General features: G+C 54.1%; 15 protein-coding genes and 2 pseudogenes. 10 read left to right on the plus strand and 7 right to left on the minus strand.

What is annotated here, in order from left to right; translation table 11 throughout:
- Positions 1–80 precede the first annotated feature (80 nt).
- The 8 genes from ACHZCX_RS06770 (at position 81) to ACHZCX_RS06805 (ending at position 7,108) form a co-directional block, all read left to right on the plus strand.
- On the plus strand, positions 81–686 hold the full coding sequence (locus ACHZCX_RS06770; RefSeq protein WP_319586480.1) for a CBS domain-containing protein: 606 nt from the start codon (positions 81–83) through the stop codon (positions 684–686).
- Between the two features lie 11 nt (positions 687–697).
- Entirely contained in the window at positions 698–1,237 is a 540-nt protein-coding gene (locus ACHZCX_RS06775) for an HPP family protein (RefSeq protein ID WP_319586481.1), read from the plus strand.
- 158 nt (positions 1,238–1,395) lie between these two features.
- On the plus strand, positions 1,396–3,027 hold the full coding sequence (hcp, locus tag ACHZCX_RS06780; RefSeq protein ID WP_319586482.1) for a hydroxylamine reductase: 1,632 nt from the start codon (positions 1,396–1,398) through the stop codon (positions 3,025–3,027).
- 136 nt (positions 3,028–3,163) lie between these two features.
- Positions 3,164–3,877, plus strand: a complete 714-nt coding sequence (gene ric / locus ACHZCX_RS06785; RefSeq protein WP_319586483.1) for an iron-sulfur cluster repair di-iron protein — start codon at positions 3,164–3,166, stop codon at positions 3,875–3,877.
- A 28-nt stretch (positions 3,878–3,905) separates the two neighbouring features.
- Positions 3,906–4,340: a PAS domain S-box protein gene (locus ACHZCX_RS06790; protein ID WP_319586484.1), complete on the plus strand. Its 435-nt coding sequence runs from the start codon at positions 3,906–3,908 to the stop codon at positions 4,338–4,340.
- A gap of 132 nt (positions 4,341–4,472) precedes the next feature.
- Positions 4,473–5,651 carry an FprA family A-type flavoprotein gene (locus tag ACHZCX_RS06795; protein ID WP_319586485.1) on the plus strand — a complete coding sequence of 393 codons (1,179 nt, stop codon included), beginning with the start codon at positions 4,473–4,475 and terminating at the stop codon, positions 5,649–5,651.
- Positions 5,652–5,688: 37 nt separating this feature from the next.
- Positions 5,689–6,078, plus strand: coding sequence for a DUF488 family protein (locus ACHZCX_RS06800; RefSeq protein ID WP_319586486.1), 390 nt, complete (start codon positions 5,689–5,691; stop codon positions 6,076–6,078).
- Complete coding sequence (locus ACHZCX_RS06805) at positions 6,068–7,108, plus strand: DUF1566 domain-containing protein (RefSeq protein WP_319586487.1); 1,041 nt, start codon at positions 6,068–6,070, stop codon at positions 7,106–7,108. Before ACHZCX_RS06800 ends, ACHZCX_RS06805 begins: the two co-directional genes overlap by 11 nt.
- A gap of 69 nt (positions 7,109–7,177) precedes the next feature.
- Here the strand turns inward: ACHZCX_RS06805 and ACHZCX_RS06810 are convergent, their stop codons facing one another.
- The 3 genes from ACHZCX_RS06810 to nrfH all read right to left on the minus strand — a co-directional run bounded on the left by ACHZCX_RS06810 (position 7,178) and on the right by nrfH (position 9,701).
- Entirely contained in the window at positions 7,178–7,432 is a 255-nt protein-coding gene (locus ACHZCX_RS06810) for a ferredoxin (RefSeq protein WP_319586488.1), read from the minus strand.
- Between the two features lie 388 nt (positions 7,433–7,820).
- A complete protein-coding gene (locus tag ACHZCX_RS06815; protein ID WP_319586489.1) occupies positions 7,821–9,269 on the minus strand; it encodes an ammonia-forming cytochrome c nitrite reductase subunit c552 in 1,449 nt (482 codons plus the stop codon).
- A gap of 30 nt (positions 9,270–9,299) precedes the next feature.
- Positions 9,300–9,701 carry a cytochrome c nitrite reductase small subunit gene (gene nrfH / locus ACHZCX_RS06820; protein ID WP_319588722.1) on the minus strand — a complete coding sequence of 134 codons (402 nt, stop codon included), beginning with the start codon at positions 9,699–9,701 and terminating at the stop codon, positions 9,300–9,302.
- On the opposite strand from nrfH, the gene ACHZCX_RS06825 reads away from it, so the two are divergent.
- Together ACHZCX_RS06825 and ACHZCX_RS06830 are read left to right on the plus strand one after the other, a co-directional pair.
- Positions 9,592–10,236 carry a hypothetical protein gene (locus tag ACHZCX_RS06825; protein ID WP_319588751.1) on the plus strand — a complete coding sequence of 215 codons (645 nt, stop codon included), beginning with the start codon at positions 9,592–9,594 and terminating at the stop codon, positions 10,234–10,236. The two genes, nrfH and ACHZCX_RS06825, sit on opposite strands and share 110 nt — an antisense overlap.
- A gap of 39 nt (positions 10,237–10,275) precedes the next feature.
- Positions 10,276–11,283 (plus strand): 4Fe-4S binding protein, encoded by a 1,008-nt coding sequence (locus tag ACHZCX_RS06830; protein WP_319586490.1) that lies wholly within the window; start codon positions 10,276–10,278, stop codon positions 11,281–11,283.
- Between the two features lie 35 nt (positions 11,284–11,318).
- On the opposite strand, the gene ACHZCX_RS06835 is transcribed toward ACHZCX_RS06830, so the two are convergent.
- From ACHZCX_RS06835 to ACHZCX_RS06850, 4 genes and pseudogenes are all read right to left on the minus strand, one after another.
- Complete coding sequence (locus ACHZCX_RS06835; RefSeq protein WP_319586491.1) at positions 11,319–11,933, minus strand: recombinase family protein; 615 nt, start codon at positions 11,931–11,933, stop codon at positions 11,319–11,321.
- Positions 11,934–12,041: 108 nt separating this feature from the next.
- Positions 12,042–13,211 (minus strand): annotated as a pseudogene (locus ACHZCX_RS06840) (TniQ family protein).
- Positions 13,208–14,109 (minus strand): annotated as a pseudogene (locus ACHZCX_RS06845) (TniB family NTP-binding protein). The pseudogenes ACHZCX_RS06840 and ACHZCX_RS06845 overlap by 4 nt, the downstream one beginning before the upstream one ends.
- 2 nt (positions 14,110–14,111) lie before the next feature.
- Complete coding sequence (locus ACHZCX_RS06850; protein WP_319586493.1) at positions 14,112–15,791, minus strand: Mu transposase C-terminal domain-containing protein; 1,680 nt, start codon at positions 15,789–15,791, stop codon at positions 14,112–14,114.
- Positions 15,792–16,208: the final 417 nt, after the last annotated feature.

The following is a 16,208-nucleotide window of genomic DNA, read 5'->3' on the forward strand; positions in this document are numbered from 1 at the left end:
CTAGGTCAAACAAAAGAGATTATTCTTTGGCTTAAATGGTTCTATCAGTTTCTTCAACTCGTCAAAAAGGAGAGCCGTCAGTGAGCGAGATAAAAAATAACTGCTGTTCAACGATAGATATATCCGAGTCGGATGTCATCGCGGCAATGAAAGCGATTCAGGGATACATCGACATCAGCCCCGGAGACTTCCGCGAGGTGTTCCAGGTCGCCTACACCCATGCCCTGCAGCGGATCAAGGACTCGCTCAAGGCGCGGGACATCATGACTCAGCCGGTGCACTGTGTCGAGTTGCACATGGATGTGATCCAGGCGGCGACCTTTTTGGCGGACAAGCGATTTTCCGGGGCTCCGGTGATCGATGCTGCCGGGAAAATCGTCGGCGTCCTTTCGGAGAAGGATTTTCTCGCCAAGATGGGTCTGGGCCAACCGGCCTCCTTCATGCAGATCGTTGCCCATTGCCTCAATAACAGCGGCTGCATGGCTAGCTCGCTGCGCAATCATTCTGTTCAGGAAATCATGACCGCACCGGCGATCACTGCCGGGCCGGAGATGACGATGGGGGCAATCTCGGCACTGTTCATCGACAAGCGGATCAATCGTCTGCCCATCGTCGATCCCGAGGGCCGGCCAGTAGGCATCGTGACCCGCACCGATCTCGTCCAATCTTATTGTCTCACCCGCTAGAGGCTGACACCATGAACAACTTCCTGCAAAAAATGCGCGGTAACGGTCAAAGTCCTCCGGGGGTCAGCTTTGCCGAGGTCTGTTGGTCCTGGATAGGCAGCTTTCTGGGCATAGCGGCCGTCGCCCTGCTGCACTATAAACTCCTTGACCAGCATGGACTCATGTTGCTCCTTGGGTCGTTTGGCGCCTCGGCTGTACTGATTTACGGAGCTGTGCGCAGTCCTTTGGCGCAGCCGAGAAATTTGCTCGGCGGCCATATCCTTTCCGCGATTATTGGGGTAACGGCATTCCAGTGGCTTGGGAGTTACCCCTGGTTGGCGGCGGCGGTGGCGGTTTCGACCGCGATTGCCCTGATGCATTTGACCAAAACCCTGCATCCGCCTGGAGGCGCTACGGCGCTGATCGCCGTGATTGGCGGCGAAAGCGTCCACAACCTTGGTTACCTGTATGTGGTGATGCCGGCTGCCTTGGGGGCCTGCGTCATGCTGGCCATCGCCTTGATTGTCAACAACATCCCGAAAACAAGAAAATATCCTGAGTTCTGGTTGTAAAAGAACGCAACTCCGGCGAACAACTCTAATTCTCACAAATGTGCAATTATTTCATTGAGGGATGCCAACGAGGCCTTATTGTTGAAGGATGTGTAATGCGGACATGTGCCAAGGATCACCGTCGAACACGACACTAAAATCAGAAGAGGAGGGATGGCATGTTTTGTAACCAGTGCGAACAGACCGCTAAAGGAATTGGATGTAACATCGCCGGCGTGTGCGGCAAAAACGAGGAGGTCGCCGACCTCCAGGATCTTCTAATCCATGCTTTGCAGGGGCTTGCCCTCTTTGCGCAAGAGGGCCGAAAAAAAGGCATTATCGATGATGCCACCGATCTCTTTGCCTTGGAGGCCATCTTTTCCACCCTGACCAATGTCGATTTTGATCCGGATCGATTTGTGGTCCTGATCAACAAGACCGTTGAGCTGCGCGAGGCGATGAAGGCCAAAGTTGCAGCCGCCGGTGGCAAGACCGATTTCACCGAGGCCCCGGCCACCTTAATCCCGACTGGCTCCGTGACTGATCTCGCGACTCAGGGCGCAGCTCTGAAACTGATCGAGAATCTTGACAGTGATGTCAATATCCGCTCCCTGAAACAGACTCTCTTGTACGGTCTCAAAGGCATTGCCGCCTACGCCGATCACGCCGCCATCCTCGGCCAGAAGGACCCGGCCATCGCCGCCTTCTGTTACGAGGCCCTGGCCATCCTCCTTGTTCCTGGCTTGACCGTGGAACAATGCGTACCCGTGGCCATGAAGGCCGGCGAGATCAACCTGCGCGCCATGGAACTGCTCGATGCCGCCAACACCGGCACCTACGGCCATCCGGTGCCAACCTCAGTGCCGCTGGGCCATCGCAAAAACAAATGCATCCTGATCACCGGCCACGACCTCCACGACCTGGAACTGCTGCTCAAGCAGACCGAGGGCAAGGGGATCGACATCTATACCCACGGCGAAATGCTGCCCTGCCACGGCTATCCGGAGCTGAAGAAATACCCACATTTCTTTGGGCATTTTGGCACCGCCTGGCAGAATCAGCACAAGGAATTTCCCAATTTTCCGGGACCGATCCTGTTCACCACCAACTGCATCCAGAAGCCGCGCGACGATTACAAGGACCAGATCTTCACCAATGGCCTGGTGGGCTGGCCCGGTGTGAAACATATCACCGACAAGGACTATTCGGCGGTGGTCGCCATGGCCCTGACCATGCCTGGGTTCACCGACGAGGTCGACAATGGCCAGGTCCTGGTTGGTTTTGGCCGCAACGCCGTACTCGGGGTGGCCGACAAGGTGATCGAGGCGGTGAAATCGAAAGCGATTCGCCATTTCTTCCTGGTGGGCGGCTGCGACGGGGCCAAGCCCGGCCGTGATTACTTTACCAGGTTCGTCGAGCAGGTGCCCAAGGACTGCGTCGTCCTGACGCTCGCTTGCGGCAAGTTCCGCTTCTTTGACCAACAACTGGGCGATATCGGCGGCATTCCTCGTCTTTTAGATGTCGGTCAGTGCAACGATTCCTATTCAGCGATCCAGATCGCAGTGGCCCTGGCCAAAGCCTTTAACTGCGGGGTCAACGACCTGCCATTGTCCATGATCATCTCCTGGTATGAGCAGAAGGCGGTGGCCGTGCTCCTGACCCTGTTGTATCTCGGCATCAAGGACATCCGCCTCGGACCGTCGCTGCCAGCCTTCATTACCCCCGTGGTACTGCAGTTCCTGGTCGACACTTTTGACATTAAACCCATCGCCGCCAATCCCGAGGATGACCTGAAAGCGATTCTCGGATAAGCCGTTTTCGTTCGTTTCAATGCCTACCGCCCCCCACCGAATTCTTATGGTTCGGTGGAGGGGTGTTCTCAACGCTCACAAAGACTGCTAGGGGCACGTTCCCAAGAGCTCCATGATTATTGCAGAGGAGACGTTTATGCAGCAAAGAACACCAGAGAAGTCAACAATCGGCGAGATTGTTGCCGCCGATTTCAGAACCGCTAAGGTCTTTGAAACCCACGGAATCGATTTCTGCTGTGGTGGCAAGGTCGCACTCTCGACTATCTGCTCAGAAAAAGGCCTCAATCTTGATGCGCTAAAAAAGGAATTGGAGGCGGTGCAGAGCGCACCAGTCGAACGGAGCCAGAATTATTCATCATGGGAACTGCCGTTTCTTGCCGACTATATTGTCAACACCCATCATGCCTATCTCAAAGAAAATGATGCCCAAATTGCTGCCTATGTCCGCAAGATTGCCGGCGTTCATGGCGCTCATCACCCTGAGGTAATTGAGGTTGCCGCAATCTTCGACAAGATAGCCACCGATATGACCGCCCACCTGAAGGAGGAAGAAGAGGTTTTCTTTCCAGCCCTCAAGCGAGCCGATGCGGCCAGGACATCCGGCACCACACCGAAGGCGAAGGATCGGGACACGATCCGGGCGTCCCTGCTCATACTGCATCGCGAGCACGAGGAAATCGGTGACGCCGTCCATTCGATCCGTCATCTTGCCAAGGACTTTGCGATCCCTGGTGATGTCTGCAATACGTTCATGGTCACCTATCAAAAGCTCAAGGAGTTTGAGGACGACCTCCACAAGCATGTCCACCTGGAGAACAACATCCTCTTTCTGAAAGCTGCAGATCTCTAGTCCTCATGGCTCACTTGGAGAAAACGATATGGATAGGCATCTCCAGCAATTGCTTGAACGTACCACCGATGCAATTCTTGTTGCCGATCGGCAAGGGCTTATTCGTTATTGGAATACCGGGGCGGAGCAAATGTTTGGCTACCGCACCGTTGAGGCTGTAGGACAATCCATTGATCTGATTATTCCGGAGAACCTGCGATCCCGCCATTGGGAAGGTTATTTTCGGGTCATGGCCACAGGGCAAACCAAATACATCTCTGACCTGCTGACCTCACCAGGTGTTCACAAGGACGGTTCACGTCTTTCATTGGAGTTCAGCATGGTACTGCTGCGTAACGAAGGCGGCGAAATCGAGGGGTGTGCCTCGATCATGCGGAATGTGACATCGCGCTGGCAGCGGGAGAAGGCATTGAAAGAACGCCTGCCGGCCTGCGAAAGCAGGCTCCACACCTCGACCTCCTAACACTATTCAAAAGACAGATTCGACCGCATTCTCCTTACTGCGGCCATGGCGATACGATCTCGGATAGGGGAGCGTATTCTGCGAACGATCAATTATTTTCGGTGTTCCCCTTACACAAAGAGAGGTGCTTCTGTGGAAAAAAGAAAGATCAAAGAAAACATTTACTGGCTGGGTGCGGTTGATTGGGATCGGCGGCTTTTTGATTCTCTTGTTCCACTGCCAGACGGTACTTCGTACAATGCCTACCTCATCGAGGGTAGTGATAAAATAGCCCTGCTCGATGCGGTCGATCCAGCCATGGCAGATCTTCTTCTGAGCCAACTGCGGGACACTCCCAGAGTCGACTTCATCGTTTCCCATCATACAGAGCAGGATCACTCAGGAACCATCCCTCTCCTCCTCGAACGATTCCCCGAGGCCAAGGTGCTCACCACCCCAAAGGGCAAGACTCTACTCATGGAGCATCTCCACCTGGCCGAAGAGGTGCTGGTCACTGTGGCGGACGGTGAAACGCTGTCGCTTGGCGACAAAACGCTGCGCTTTATCCATACGCCCTGGGTGCATTGGCCGGAAACCATGGTCACCTATCTGGAAGAAGATCGAATTTTGTTCAGCTGCGACTTCTTCGGCGCCCACATTGCCGCCAGCGACCTGTATGTCACCGATCAGGGTCGAGTGTACGAAGCCGCGAAACGATATTTTGGGGAGATCATGCTGCCGTTTCGCGCCATCATCGCCAAAAATCTGGAGAAACTCGCCAACCTTCCTGTGGATATGATTGCCCCGAGTCACGGCCAGATCTACAGCCAACCAGCTTGGATTCTTGAGGCCTACCGCGACTGGGTGCTGCATCCGCCCCATAACCTGGTGGTGCTGCCTTTTGTCTCCATGCACGGCAGCACTCGAAAGATGGTCGACCACCTGACAGCAGCATTGGTCGCGCGAGACGTTCGAGTTGAACTGTTCAACCTTGAGGTCACCGATATCGGCAAACTGGCCATGGCCCTGGTCGATGCGGCCACCATTATCGTCGGTACTCCAACCGTTCTAGCAGGCCCGCACCCTCTTGCGGCGCATGCCGCCTTTCTGGCCAATGCCTTGCGTCCGAAGACCCAGTATCTGTCGATTATCGGTTCCTATGGATGGGGGGGCAAGACAGTGGAAACGCTGGCCGGGATGGTCCCCAATCTCAAGGTCGATGTGTTGGAGCCGGTCCTGTGCAAAGGCATGCCCGATCAGGCCACCTTTGCTGCCCTAGAGCGGCTAGCCGATGCCATTGCCCAAAAGCACAAGGAAAACGGTTTTCAATAGGAACCATCGTTGAAACTGACGTCGGCAAGGTTGAGTCATGACGTTAATCACCACCAAGCGGGTCTATGACCCCATCGACAACAACGAGGGAGTGCGAGTACTGGTAGACCGCCTCTGGCCTCGAGGCGTCTCCAAGCAAACGCTCAAGGCGGATCACTGGCTGCGTGAGGTTGCTCCCAGCGATCAGTTGCGTCAATGGTTCGGTCACGATCCCAACCGATGGGATGAATTCAAACACCGCTACTTTGAGGAGTTGCAGGCTAAGCCTGAGATAGTCAATTTTCTGCTCGAATTAGCGCGTGCAAAGGGGCTCGTTCTGCTCTTTTCTGCCCGAGACCTTCACTGTAATCAGGCGATTGCCTTGCAACAATACCTGTTATCCTTGATACAGAAGACCAAAGGAGCAAGTCAGGACAATGACCGATGAACTGTATCGGCATGCAATGCGCCATATCATGCATACTGGCCAGACCCATTGTTACGATGTAACCGGCAGGGAGATTGACTGTCAGGGGAGTGGCCAGGATGCTGAATTCCTTCGAGGTGCCCCTTGGCCACTGCCCCGCTTTGAGGTCCAGGGGGCTGTTGCTGTCGACCATGCCACTGGGTTGAGTTGGACGATTGATGCGAATATCGGTGGTTTCCCCTGTACCTGGCTGGAAGCCTTTGCACAAATAGCCGAATTGAACCAGCATCAACATGGCGGTTATAGCGACTGGCGACTACCGAACCGCAATGAACTGCGCAGCCTGGTCAGTTATCAGGCGAAAAACCCTGCCTTGCCAGCTGGGCACCCTTTTGTAAATTTTTTCCTTGGCTGGTATTGGTCGTCGACCTCAGCTGCCATCAACCCTGCCTACGCCTGGTCCGTGCATCTCGAAGGCGCCCGGATGTTTTACGGCCGCAAAGACCAAAGGTATCTCTTTTGGCCGGTTCGGGGAACTGGCAATGGACTGATTCCATGCACAGGGCAGCGGCAGTGTTTTGATGGGGACGGTAGGGTAATCGAGTATTCCGGAACCAGCCAGGATGGCAGTTTGCGGCTAGGGAGTTCCTGGCCGGTTCCTCGTTTTTCGGTCATGGACGATGTGGTGCACGACCGCTTGACCAACCTTTTCTGGTTCAAACACGCTGATCTGACCGGTGCGCCGGTGGACTGGCAACAGGCCCTTGAGAGCATTGCTCAATGGCGTCAAAAAAGAGAAAAAGAAAATATATGCTGGCGACTGCCGACCATCAACGAACTGGCATCGCTCGTCGATTGCGCGGCCTGTTTGCCCGCCTTGCCGGCTGAACACCCGTTCACAGGGGTGCAGCCAAGCTATTGGACAGCGACCACCAGCTTTTTCGAAACCGATTGGGCCTGGGTCTTATATCTCGACAAAGGCGCTTGCGGTGTGGGCCATAAGCCTGGAAAAACCTTCCATGTCTGGCCGGTTGGCTGGCTCCGCCGCTAGCATCCATCTCGCCTGACAGGCCCCTGAACAAGGGGAGACCTGCCAGGCAAGACCGATCTCAGTTGTCGTTCATTCTTTGCTGATACACGCTGCCGGGCACGACCCAATGGCTTCATCGACACATGACTCGTCAGCATTGGCGTCGTCTTTCACAAATGCCTTTCCCGCATCACCGTCAAAATCAAACACCGCCGGGCAGATTTCAACGCATGCTTCGCAGCCCAAACATTCCTCCTGATCAATCACTACTTGCTGTGCCATGGCTTTCTCCTCATTATTTGGTTGTCTTTCTTGTTTTCCAGCAATAGCGCTTATCGCCATCATTCCCACTCCAGCAGACGACGTTGTCCCTTCAGAGATCGAATATGTAGCGTCGAGATGTGGCGCAGAGGTCCTTGACTCTGTTTCCATATCCCGCTCATCGAACCGGACGTGCAAGTTTAACGTATCCGGCGCTATGCATCAGCGCACATTTTATTGTCTATCTTCACGATTTCATTCTATTTAAATACATACTTTATCATTTAGTTAGTGTGAGCCACACTGCAAATAATGAATGATTTTCTCAAAGAGAAAACGGGGAGAGTGTTCTGTTCGGCCCCCCTTAAACACTAGAAAGCAGCATATTCGGCAACAAAATTTTTTAAAATCAACTATCCTATTAGAATGATACGAATTTCCTCATTTGCACACTGGCCCCACCAGTTGCCGCTTACTTCTGAACAGCATAGGGATCTTTGAACTCCTGTTCAGGTTTGAACTTCAGTTTCTTGGCGCCGCGATTGTCCGTGTATTTTTTGAGCTCAAGATCAATCGTTACGGGCACGTCAACGCCAGCCTTGGTCAAAGCCTGGCGCAGCAAGGCTTCCGCCTTGCCGGCATGCATGACGGAATCGCCGAGAACTCTCATCGCCTCGGTCGGGTTGTGGAAGCCCAGCGAGTTTTCGGCGCCAAAGAAGAGGTTGCGATAAAAGCCTTCTTCGTAATCATCTTTTGCCTGATCGTAGAGGGCTTTGTCGATCTGCTTGCCTGCAGCCTGCTGCTGGTGAGTCAACTCGAACAGTTTGGCGACCGTGGCCAGTGCATAGCCAGAGCGGATGAACTGTGAAGCCGCGCGGTCCTGAATGGTAATGACCTGCTCCCGCAGCCATTCCGGTGTTTCGCTGTGGCATTGCTGACAGGCCTTGAAGTCGTTTTTCAGGGGGCTCATAATCCGATGATCAGAGACCTTCTTCGTCCCGACTCTCGTGTAGGGCATGTGACAGTCCGCACAGGCAACTCCTGCCATCCAGTGAACGCTCTTGTTGGAAAACATTTCAAATTCGGGATGGCGAATAAAGGCCATTTTGAAGCCGGTCACAGCCTGCGTCCATTCGCCGTAGGACTTGTCGCTGCGAATTTTTTTGATAATGTTCTCAATCGGAATATTGCCCATCTTGCTGCCTTCCCAGGGGAAGAAGACATCCTTTGATTTCATCTCTTCCGTCTTTTGCACCACGTAACTGACGTGACATTGCGCACAAACCAAGACGCGCTTGTCCTGATTGGTCAGTTTTGTCTGGTCAACCCCAAGTGTTTGCAACGCTTTCCCCAATGTAAACCCGCGGGAAATTTTAAGCGACAAGTCCTTGTTGTCGTGGCAGTCAATACACGCAACGCCGAGTTGCCGATGCTCTTCTGGAATAAGATTTTTTGCTTCGTTGTAAGGTTTTGAAAAATAGTCCAAACCATATTTTTCCGCCAGTTTGGGGGCATAGGGCGTCTTGCAGCTCAGGCAGGAACCGCCAGCCTTCACCCGTGCGGAGTCAACTTCTTCCTGGTCTCGCATCATATGGAAGTGGCCGCGCGGCTCGTTGTACTCAATGCCAAATCCCCAACCGTTAAACAGTAAGGCGTTGAATGGATATTCTGACAACTTGTCGTAGACCTTGCCGCCGTCATTGCCCTTTTTGTATTTGCTTTTGCCTTCTGGCGTTGGCTGGGCAGTTGCCTTCCAGCCTTCGTACTCTTCTGGATAATTCTTCCCCCAGATGGCCGGATCAACGGCGCCATCTGGAATCTCGCCTATCTTGACCTTCTCTGCCTCGGGAGGCGTACAGGAGGTGATTATAGTGGCAGACAGCGCTGAAGTCATGAGTACTGCAAGCAGTTTTCTCTTCATAAACAAATACTCCCGGGTGATGTTTCTTTGTTACAGGGTTTGCAGAGCGCCTGTGCCGGTATGGGTGATCCGGCGATGGCATCTCCAGCAGTTGCGTGAGGTGTCCATCTGCGAAACCAAGGCGTGATGACAGCGGATGCAGTTGGCCTTGACCACGGCGGCGCCATGATTTGAAATTTCAATCCGTTCCGGCACGGTGTTCGTATTAAAAACCAAGACGTCTTTCATGCCGTCTATGGATTTCCAGATGTAATGGGAGGCGAGATTATCGTTGGGAAGATGACATTCAACGCATTTCAATCGACGATGTGCGCCGTTATGCATGTATGCGGCGTACTGCGGCTTCATCACATGGCAGCTGGCGCAAAAAGCCGGAGATTCTGATTTGGCCAGCAGTCGCGGAGGCCCAAACAAGAGAAAGAACCCGAGCAATGCCGCGCAGAGCGCCATTGCACCCGCCATCAGGAGCCGCCAATTACTAGAAACTGTTCCCATATTCCCCCTACTCATTGATGAGGCGCAAGAAACAACCGGCGCTGACAATCAACCTGTGGTTATGGCGCCAATTCTTGCCTTGCTGACTTTTCACATTGGCCGCCATCTCGCAGATCCCGGTCGGATCTGTCGATCTGTCGCGTCCAATCAGACTTCACGTTGCTTATCATCCATCTCGTTCAAAGGTGCGATAAAATTTTTTCAAGAATTGCCGTTGGGCCCAAAGAAAAATCGTACTAACATCACTTCTCCCTTTTTGTTGAAAATACTCAACCCTACATTATTATTAAAAATATCCGATTTCTTGAACGAATTCGAATTCAATTCGAATCAGGTGCCTCTTGTAACGCTAGCAGTGCAAACCTCAGAAATACGCTTGTCACCCTGGCAGGCACATTTTTTCAGGATTTTTCAATGGGTTGAAAGTATTACCAGAATTGATCTGGATCAAGGAAATTGCTGGTTGTCTTGATTACGATTGGACGCATCGTAAGCACTATCAGGAGACCCCATGGCAATCAACGACTTTTTCATGAACAACATCACCATCATCAGACGGGCGGTGCAGGCATCTTTCGCCCTTTTTACTCTTTATGCAGGATACCAATTTTTTCTTTTCTACCAGTGGAGCATGGGGCAGGGCGAATATGTTGCCAAACCTCCGGCTGTAGAGGGTTTTCTGCCCATTTCCGCTCTACTGAGTCTGAAACGGATCTTCCTCACCGGTGAATTCGACCCCATCCATCCGGCTGGCTTAGTCATATTAATGGCCGCCCTGACTATTGGCTTGTTGGCAAGAAAGGGATTTTGCGGCTGGATCTGCCCGGTGGGATTCGCCTCCCATCTCGCGCAATGGTCGGGGGCCAGGTTGAAAATTCTGTTGAACATCCCTGCCTGGTCGGCCTCTATTCTCAGCAGCCTTAAATATCTTCTCCTTGGCTTCTTTCTCTACGTTATCGTTTGGAATATGGACGTGGCTGCAATCACCTCATTCTTGCAGACACCTTACAACCTGGCGGCAGACGCCAAGATGCTCCAGTTTTTTCTTGCTCCCAACAGTCTCACTCTGGCTATCCTGATCTTTTTGGTAACCATATCTTTTGTGCTTCCCAATTCATGGTGTCGCTTTCTCTGCCCTTACGGTGCGCTGCTGGGTCTTCTTGCCTATTTTAGCCCTCTGCAGGTCAACCGCGATCCCGACAGCTGTATTGGCTGTCAAAAATGTGATCGGCAATGTCCTGGCGGAATCAAGGTCAGTCAAAAACAGACAGTTCGCTCGCCGGAATGCATCGGCTGTATTGAATGCGTGGCCGTTTGCCCCAAAAAGGATTGCCTGACCTTACAAGGTGCGGCCGGGACGAAAGTTGCTGCTTGGTTGCTTCCTGTGCTCACCGTGTTGATTTTTTTGGGATTCTGGGCGACGGCACTCTTCAGTGACCATTGGCAGAGCAAGGTCTCTCCTGAAACTTTTCGGCAAATCTATCAAATCGCTGAGCGGATTAGCCACCCAACATACTAGAGTTCTGCTCGCGAAACGGGTAGCCCCCGTATAGATCATTGACGTGCAAGCAACTTGGTCCCATCGGACCGCAACTCACCTTTGGGTGACACATGTCTATATAATGTTTGGCGGGTAACGCCAAGTTCCTGGCACAAAGTACCAACCTTTGTTTCCGGTTGCCCCATTGCCGCCATAGCCAATCGCAGCTTGGCGGCAGTCATTTTGTACGGTCGCCCTCCATTTCGTCCTCGTGCCCGAGCCGAAGCAATTCCCGCCCTTGTGCGTTCGGCAATCAGTTCTCTCTCAAATTCCGCTAGTGCGGCAAAAATACCGAACACCAGTTTGCCGGCAGCAGTCGTGGTGTCAATGGCCGCACCGTGACCGGTCAGAACCTTCAGGCCAATATCACGACCGGTCAAATCGTGTACCGTGTTGACCAGGTGCCGCAGATTACGGCTAAGCCGGTCGAGCTTCCACACCACCAAGGCATCCCCTTCGCGAAGCGCCTTCAGGCAAGCGGCCATACCGGGCCGATCTTCATCTTTGCCGGAAACGTGGTCTTCGTAGATATGTGCCGGATTAACGCCGGCAGCAATCAACGCATCGTGCTGCAGATCAGTCGACTGAGAACCGTCAGCTTTCGAGACCCGCATGTAGCCAATCAGCATATATCACCTGTCATTTATACGTTCGATTGTGTGACAATCTGAATCAGAAAGTTGCGCCCGGAAAAATTTGTCACTTAACCCGTTATTCAATCTATAATATGTAAAGGGCTATTCGGGGGAATAATGTGACAGAAATTCCAAAGGTATTCCCTCATTGGCAAATATGGTGCGCAAACGTTCCTGGAATCCAGGGTCTCGCTTCTTATAAGATGCCAGCTTAAACAGAGAGCGAGCTGTTTCGGGGTTGCTCCTTGCTTCGGCCATTACTTCATTGAGAGCATTGAGTGCCTTCTGTAAATGATTCATAGGCTCCCTTTCCCCCTCATTCGATGGCAGACCTTTGGTGAACTTGGTCTGCGGCTCTGGCAAAAATAACTCCGCCTGTTCCCCATGAGGGGATAATACCATCGATTCGATCAGGTCAATTGCGGTGGCCGCAGCTTCCAGCATTTGCAACTGCACCCCCAAGTCCAAGGTTTCGTAGGGACGCCAATTATATTGCCCGGCACGCACCTGGTGCCCGCATTGTTTCCAGACAAAACGGATGCTTTTTGCATAAACACCACACTGCGAGAGCGGAGTGTTCAATTCATCAAGCAAGGTACGCAGCAACCGAAACCAGACACCGGTGTGGACACGTCGGCGCGGCAGTTCAACATATCCCGTCGTCAACGCCTGCCAGGTGCGCCGGTCCATCGCCGTAATCACTTTGCTGGCCATGCGTGGCGAAGAATCGGTCGTTTTCCAGCCGAAAATTTGTCCAGGTATTCCCCAATAGGATTCCAGCCAACAGCCATGCATAGGACAGCTCAGCATCAAGGGAAGCTTCCACGCGAACAGCACGGCTTGATTCGCAGGATCGTTCAGGCAAAGTGGGCAGGCCCGGTGGATCGGCTGGCTGGGCAGCCACGCACGCCAGCGTGTAATCGATCTCGTCTTACGGCGGAGTTTAGGCAGCGATACCGAGAACTGGAACGCAGAGGTTTCGAGAGCTGACGGAATCAAATCATCGAGGCTGTCCAACAGCCATGGCACTCAACCGGCCAAGCTCATGGAGCGCAGCCGGTCCGGATCAATGCCGCTCCGTTGAGCCAGCGGCGCCAGTAGCGACATCGGTGGTGCAGTATCCAGGTCATCGACCTGACTGTGACCGAGATCGTGTTCCAGCAGATCGCGCATGTCCATCTCGTAGCATACGGCGACACGATGGAGCCACGAGGACATGGCCTCGCCTTCCTTGGGCGCTGGATGCAGCGACCAGCGTTGTGCCGACTTCACATCAGTTCTCGCTCAAATTGTCGACGCCGCTCGCTGGGACCGGTGTAATCCGCCATACTGAGCGTGCGGTGTCCTCACCGCTTTCCACGGCGGCGACGGCCACTGCCATCAGCAAATGTGCCAGTTCGCCGATGGTACCCTCACTGCGAGTAAGCAGGTAGCGGGCCATGTCCGGCGTTGTGGCTATCGGCGAGTGCCGCCGTAGCGGGAGAGAAGCGGCGAAGCTGGCCAACAGCGAGCAGCAATCGTCGTTGGCCTCCCACAACGGCAACATCATGGGCTCGAACCGGTTCTCCAACTGGTCGTCCGAGCGAATGGCCAGGTAAGCATCGCGCGTGCCGACGCCTACCAGCGGGATGCGCAGCTCCTTGCCAAGGAAGCGGAGTAGGTTGAGGAATTCCCGCCGGTTGATACTGTTTCCGGCCAAGACGTTGTGCAGCTCGTCGATCACCAGCATACGCACACCGACTTTTCGTAGCAATGTCAGCGCCAGTTGCTCTATCTCCGGCAACCGTGGACGCGGGCGCAGAGGCGCGCCCATGGCGGCGAGCAATGCCACATAGAAGCGGATCACCGACGGCTCGGACGGCATCTGCACGACCAGCACCGGGATGTACTCATGGTCGGCGCTGGAGCTGGCCGGATGCGTGCGCCGGAATTTTTCGATGATCATCGACTTGCCGTTATTGGTCGGCCCAACCAGCAGCAGGTTAGGCATACGTTGTTTATTCGGCCACGCATAAAGGGTCTCTAGCCGGTTCTGCGCTTCGACCGCTCGTGGATAGCCAATCCATCGGTCGGCGCGTATGCGCTGGATGCGCTCGGCTGCCGGCAGCCGGGCCAATACCTGCGAAGCTGGCAGCAAGTGGGACAAGTCGATGATGGGATATTCATCCACGGCTACCACTCCTCTATCTGGTTGAACGGCTTAGCCGGCGGCTGGTTGTCCGTCTGCGGGTCAACAATGTCCGCTTTTGGTGGTACGAGTTTGACTGGCGGTACCGACGCCCTGAGGTGCTGGCGGCGATCCGCATCGCGGCGCATCTTGCGCGTGGTCCGCTGGGCGGTGTTTACGATGTCGCGCACCTGACTGATCATGCGAAACAACGCCGACTCGTCCACCTGTTCGCGTCCGAGTTGGCGTAACTTCGCCAAGGCCTGGCGTTGTTCCCATAGGGTAATTGCAGGGTGGGATAATGTGCGGTAGGGGACTTCCAGGTAGTGATGGCCTTCCGGTTCCAACACCCAGATGCGGCTGATGTCGCGCGGGTCGCGTCGAATCAGAAAAACAGGCAAGCGGAGGCGCCGCGCAATCCATGGTTTGAGAGCGTCGGCATAGTAGTGGATGTGGTCGATGACGAAACCTGTACGGGTCAGCTTGCGGCGAATGACGGGCAGGAAATCGACCAGAAAGGCGGTGGCGCGGGTGACGACCGGCGGTACGCCGACACATGTAACCGCCTCGGCCCAGCGCGCGGCTGGCGGCTGGAGCAGACTGCCATGCACGGAGCCGTGATAGGTACCGACCGCCAAAGTGAGCCATCTCTCCAACTCGCGCAACGTGAGGACAGCCTTAGTCTCGGAGTCATACTCCCCGCGCTGGTCAGGATTAGAGAAGGTCGTCCCAGGCAATTCGTCATGGATCATCTTCATTGCCGTGCCGATGATCCGCTCGACGATGCCTCCGTAGTGAGGCTGCTTGGGCGGGCGATAGTCCAGCTGGATGCCATGCTGCTCGCAGCCACGGCGCAGGGCCTCGCTTTTGAACTCGGCCGCGTTGTCAATGTATAGCTGTTTGGGCTTGCCGCTCATCGGCCAGTCCACCTCCACGCTCAGCTCTTCAAGCCAGGGACGCTTGTCGCAGGCAACATGCGTAAGGCATAGGCCTACCGAGACGGTAGACGGGGCTTCCAATGTAACCACCATGCCGAGCACGCAGCGGGTGAAAACGTCGATAGCGATGGTCAAATATGGACGGCCAATCGGTTGGCGATCACGCTCGTCTACGACGATTAAGTCGATGACCGTATGGTCGATCTGTACTTTTTCCAGTGGCTTATTAACACTGGGAGGAACGCCACCGGCGCTTTGAAGGTCACGGGACCCATCTTGGCCATCCCTGCGTCGCGATGTTTTTAACGGATCAAGGCCTGCAACCCGCAAGGACACTGTGTTGCGAGTTGGAGCCTGCAGCTTTTGCGCTTTGCAAGTCCGTGCGATTTCGCGATGGAAGGCAGCCAGACTGCATTTTTGCTTGGTCAAGAACCGCTTTTGCAGCAACTCGCGGATGATGCGCTCAACCGATTCCGGCAAACGCCCCTTGCCCTTTCCGCCCCCAGATCGGCCTGGTACTAAATCTGTCACAAGGCCGGTTCCTTGCCGGGCTCGGCGGATTAAGACATACACCTGTCGCCGAGCCAGTCCCAGCGCCTGGGCAGCGGCATCGGCTGCCTGATGACCGACCACTTCAAGCTCGGCCAGCGGCCCGATGATTTCTTTCCTGCGCCGGGCTTGCTCCCATACCTCGCCGGGTAGAGTGGCTACCCCACTCTCGGTAATTTGTGGTGTGTCTGACATCATGCCGACCCCCTTATTTGGTGCACAGGAGTATTGAGCATAACCGAGATTGGTGCAGCTGACTACTGACAAATTTCTGTCAAAAGTCGATTGCACACCAGTCTCTACACCTAGTAAATTGGTGCACTCGACTTCTGAAAATGACAAGCAGGTCGTCCATGGGCGTATATACAGAAATATCGAGGAACTACGGGTTGCTGTCGAGGCTTTTGTCTAAACATACAATCGACATTGGTTAATGGAAAAACTCGGATTCAAGAGTCCTTGGCAAGCACGGCAAGAATTCGACAATCAATTGTTCAAAGCGGCAGCGTGATTCTTAACTTGTGTCCAGGGAATCGGGCGCGCTACAAACCTTGTAGGTAGAAGAAAATCCGTCAAAGATCGGCACGGTCAGCGTCAGGCCTACGGTAGTTTCTT

Source organism: uncultured Desulfobulbus sp. (assembly GCF_963662935.2).
Taxonomy (GTDB): domain Bacteria; phylum Desulfobacterota; class Desulfobulbia; order Desulfobulbales; family Desulfobulbaceae; genus Desulfobulbus.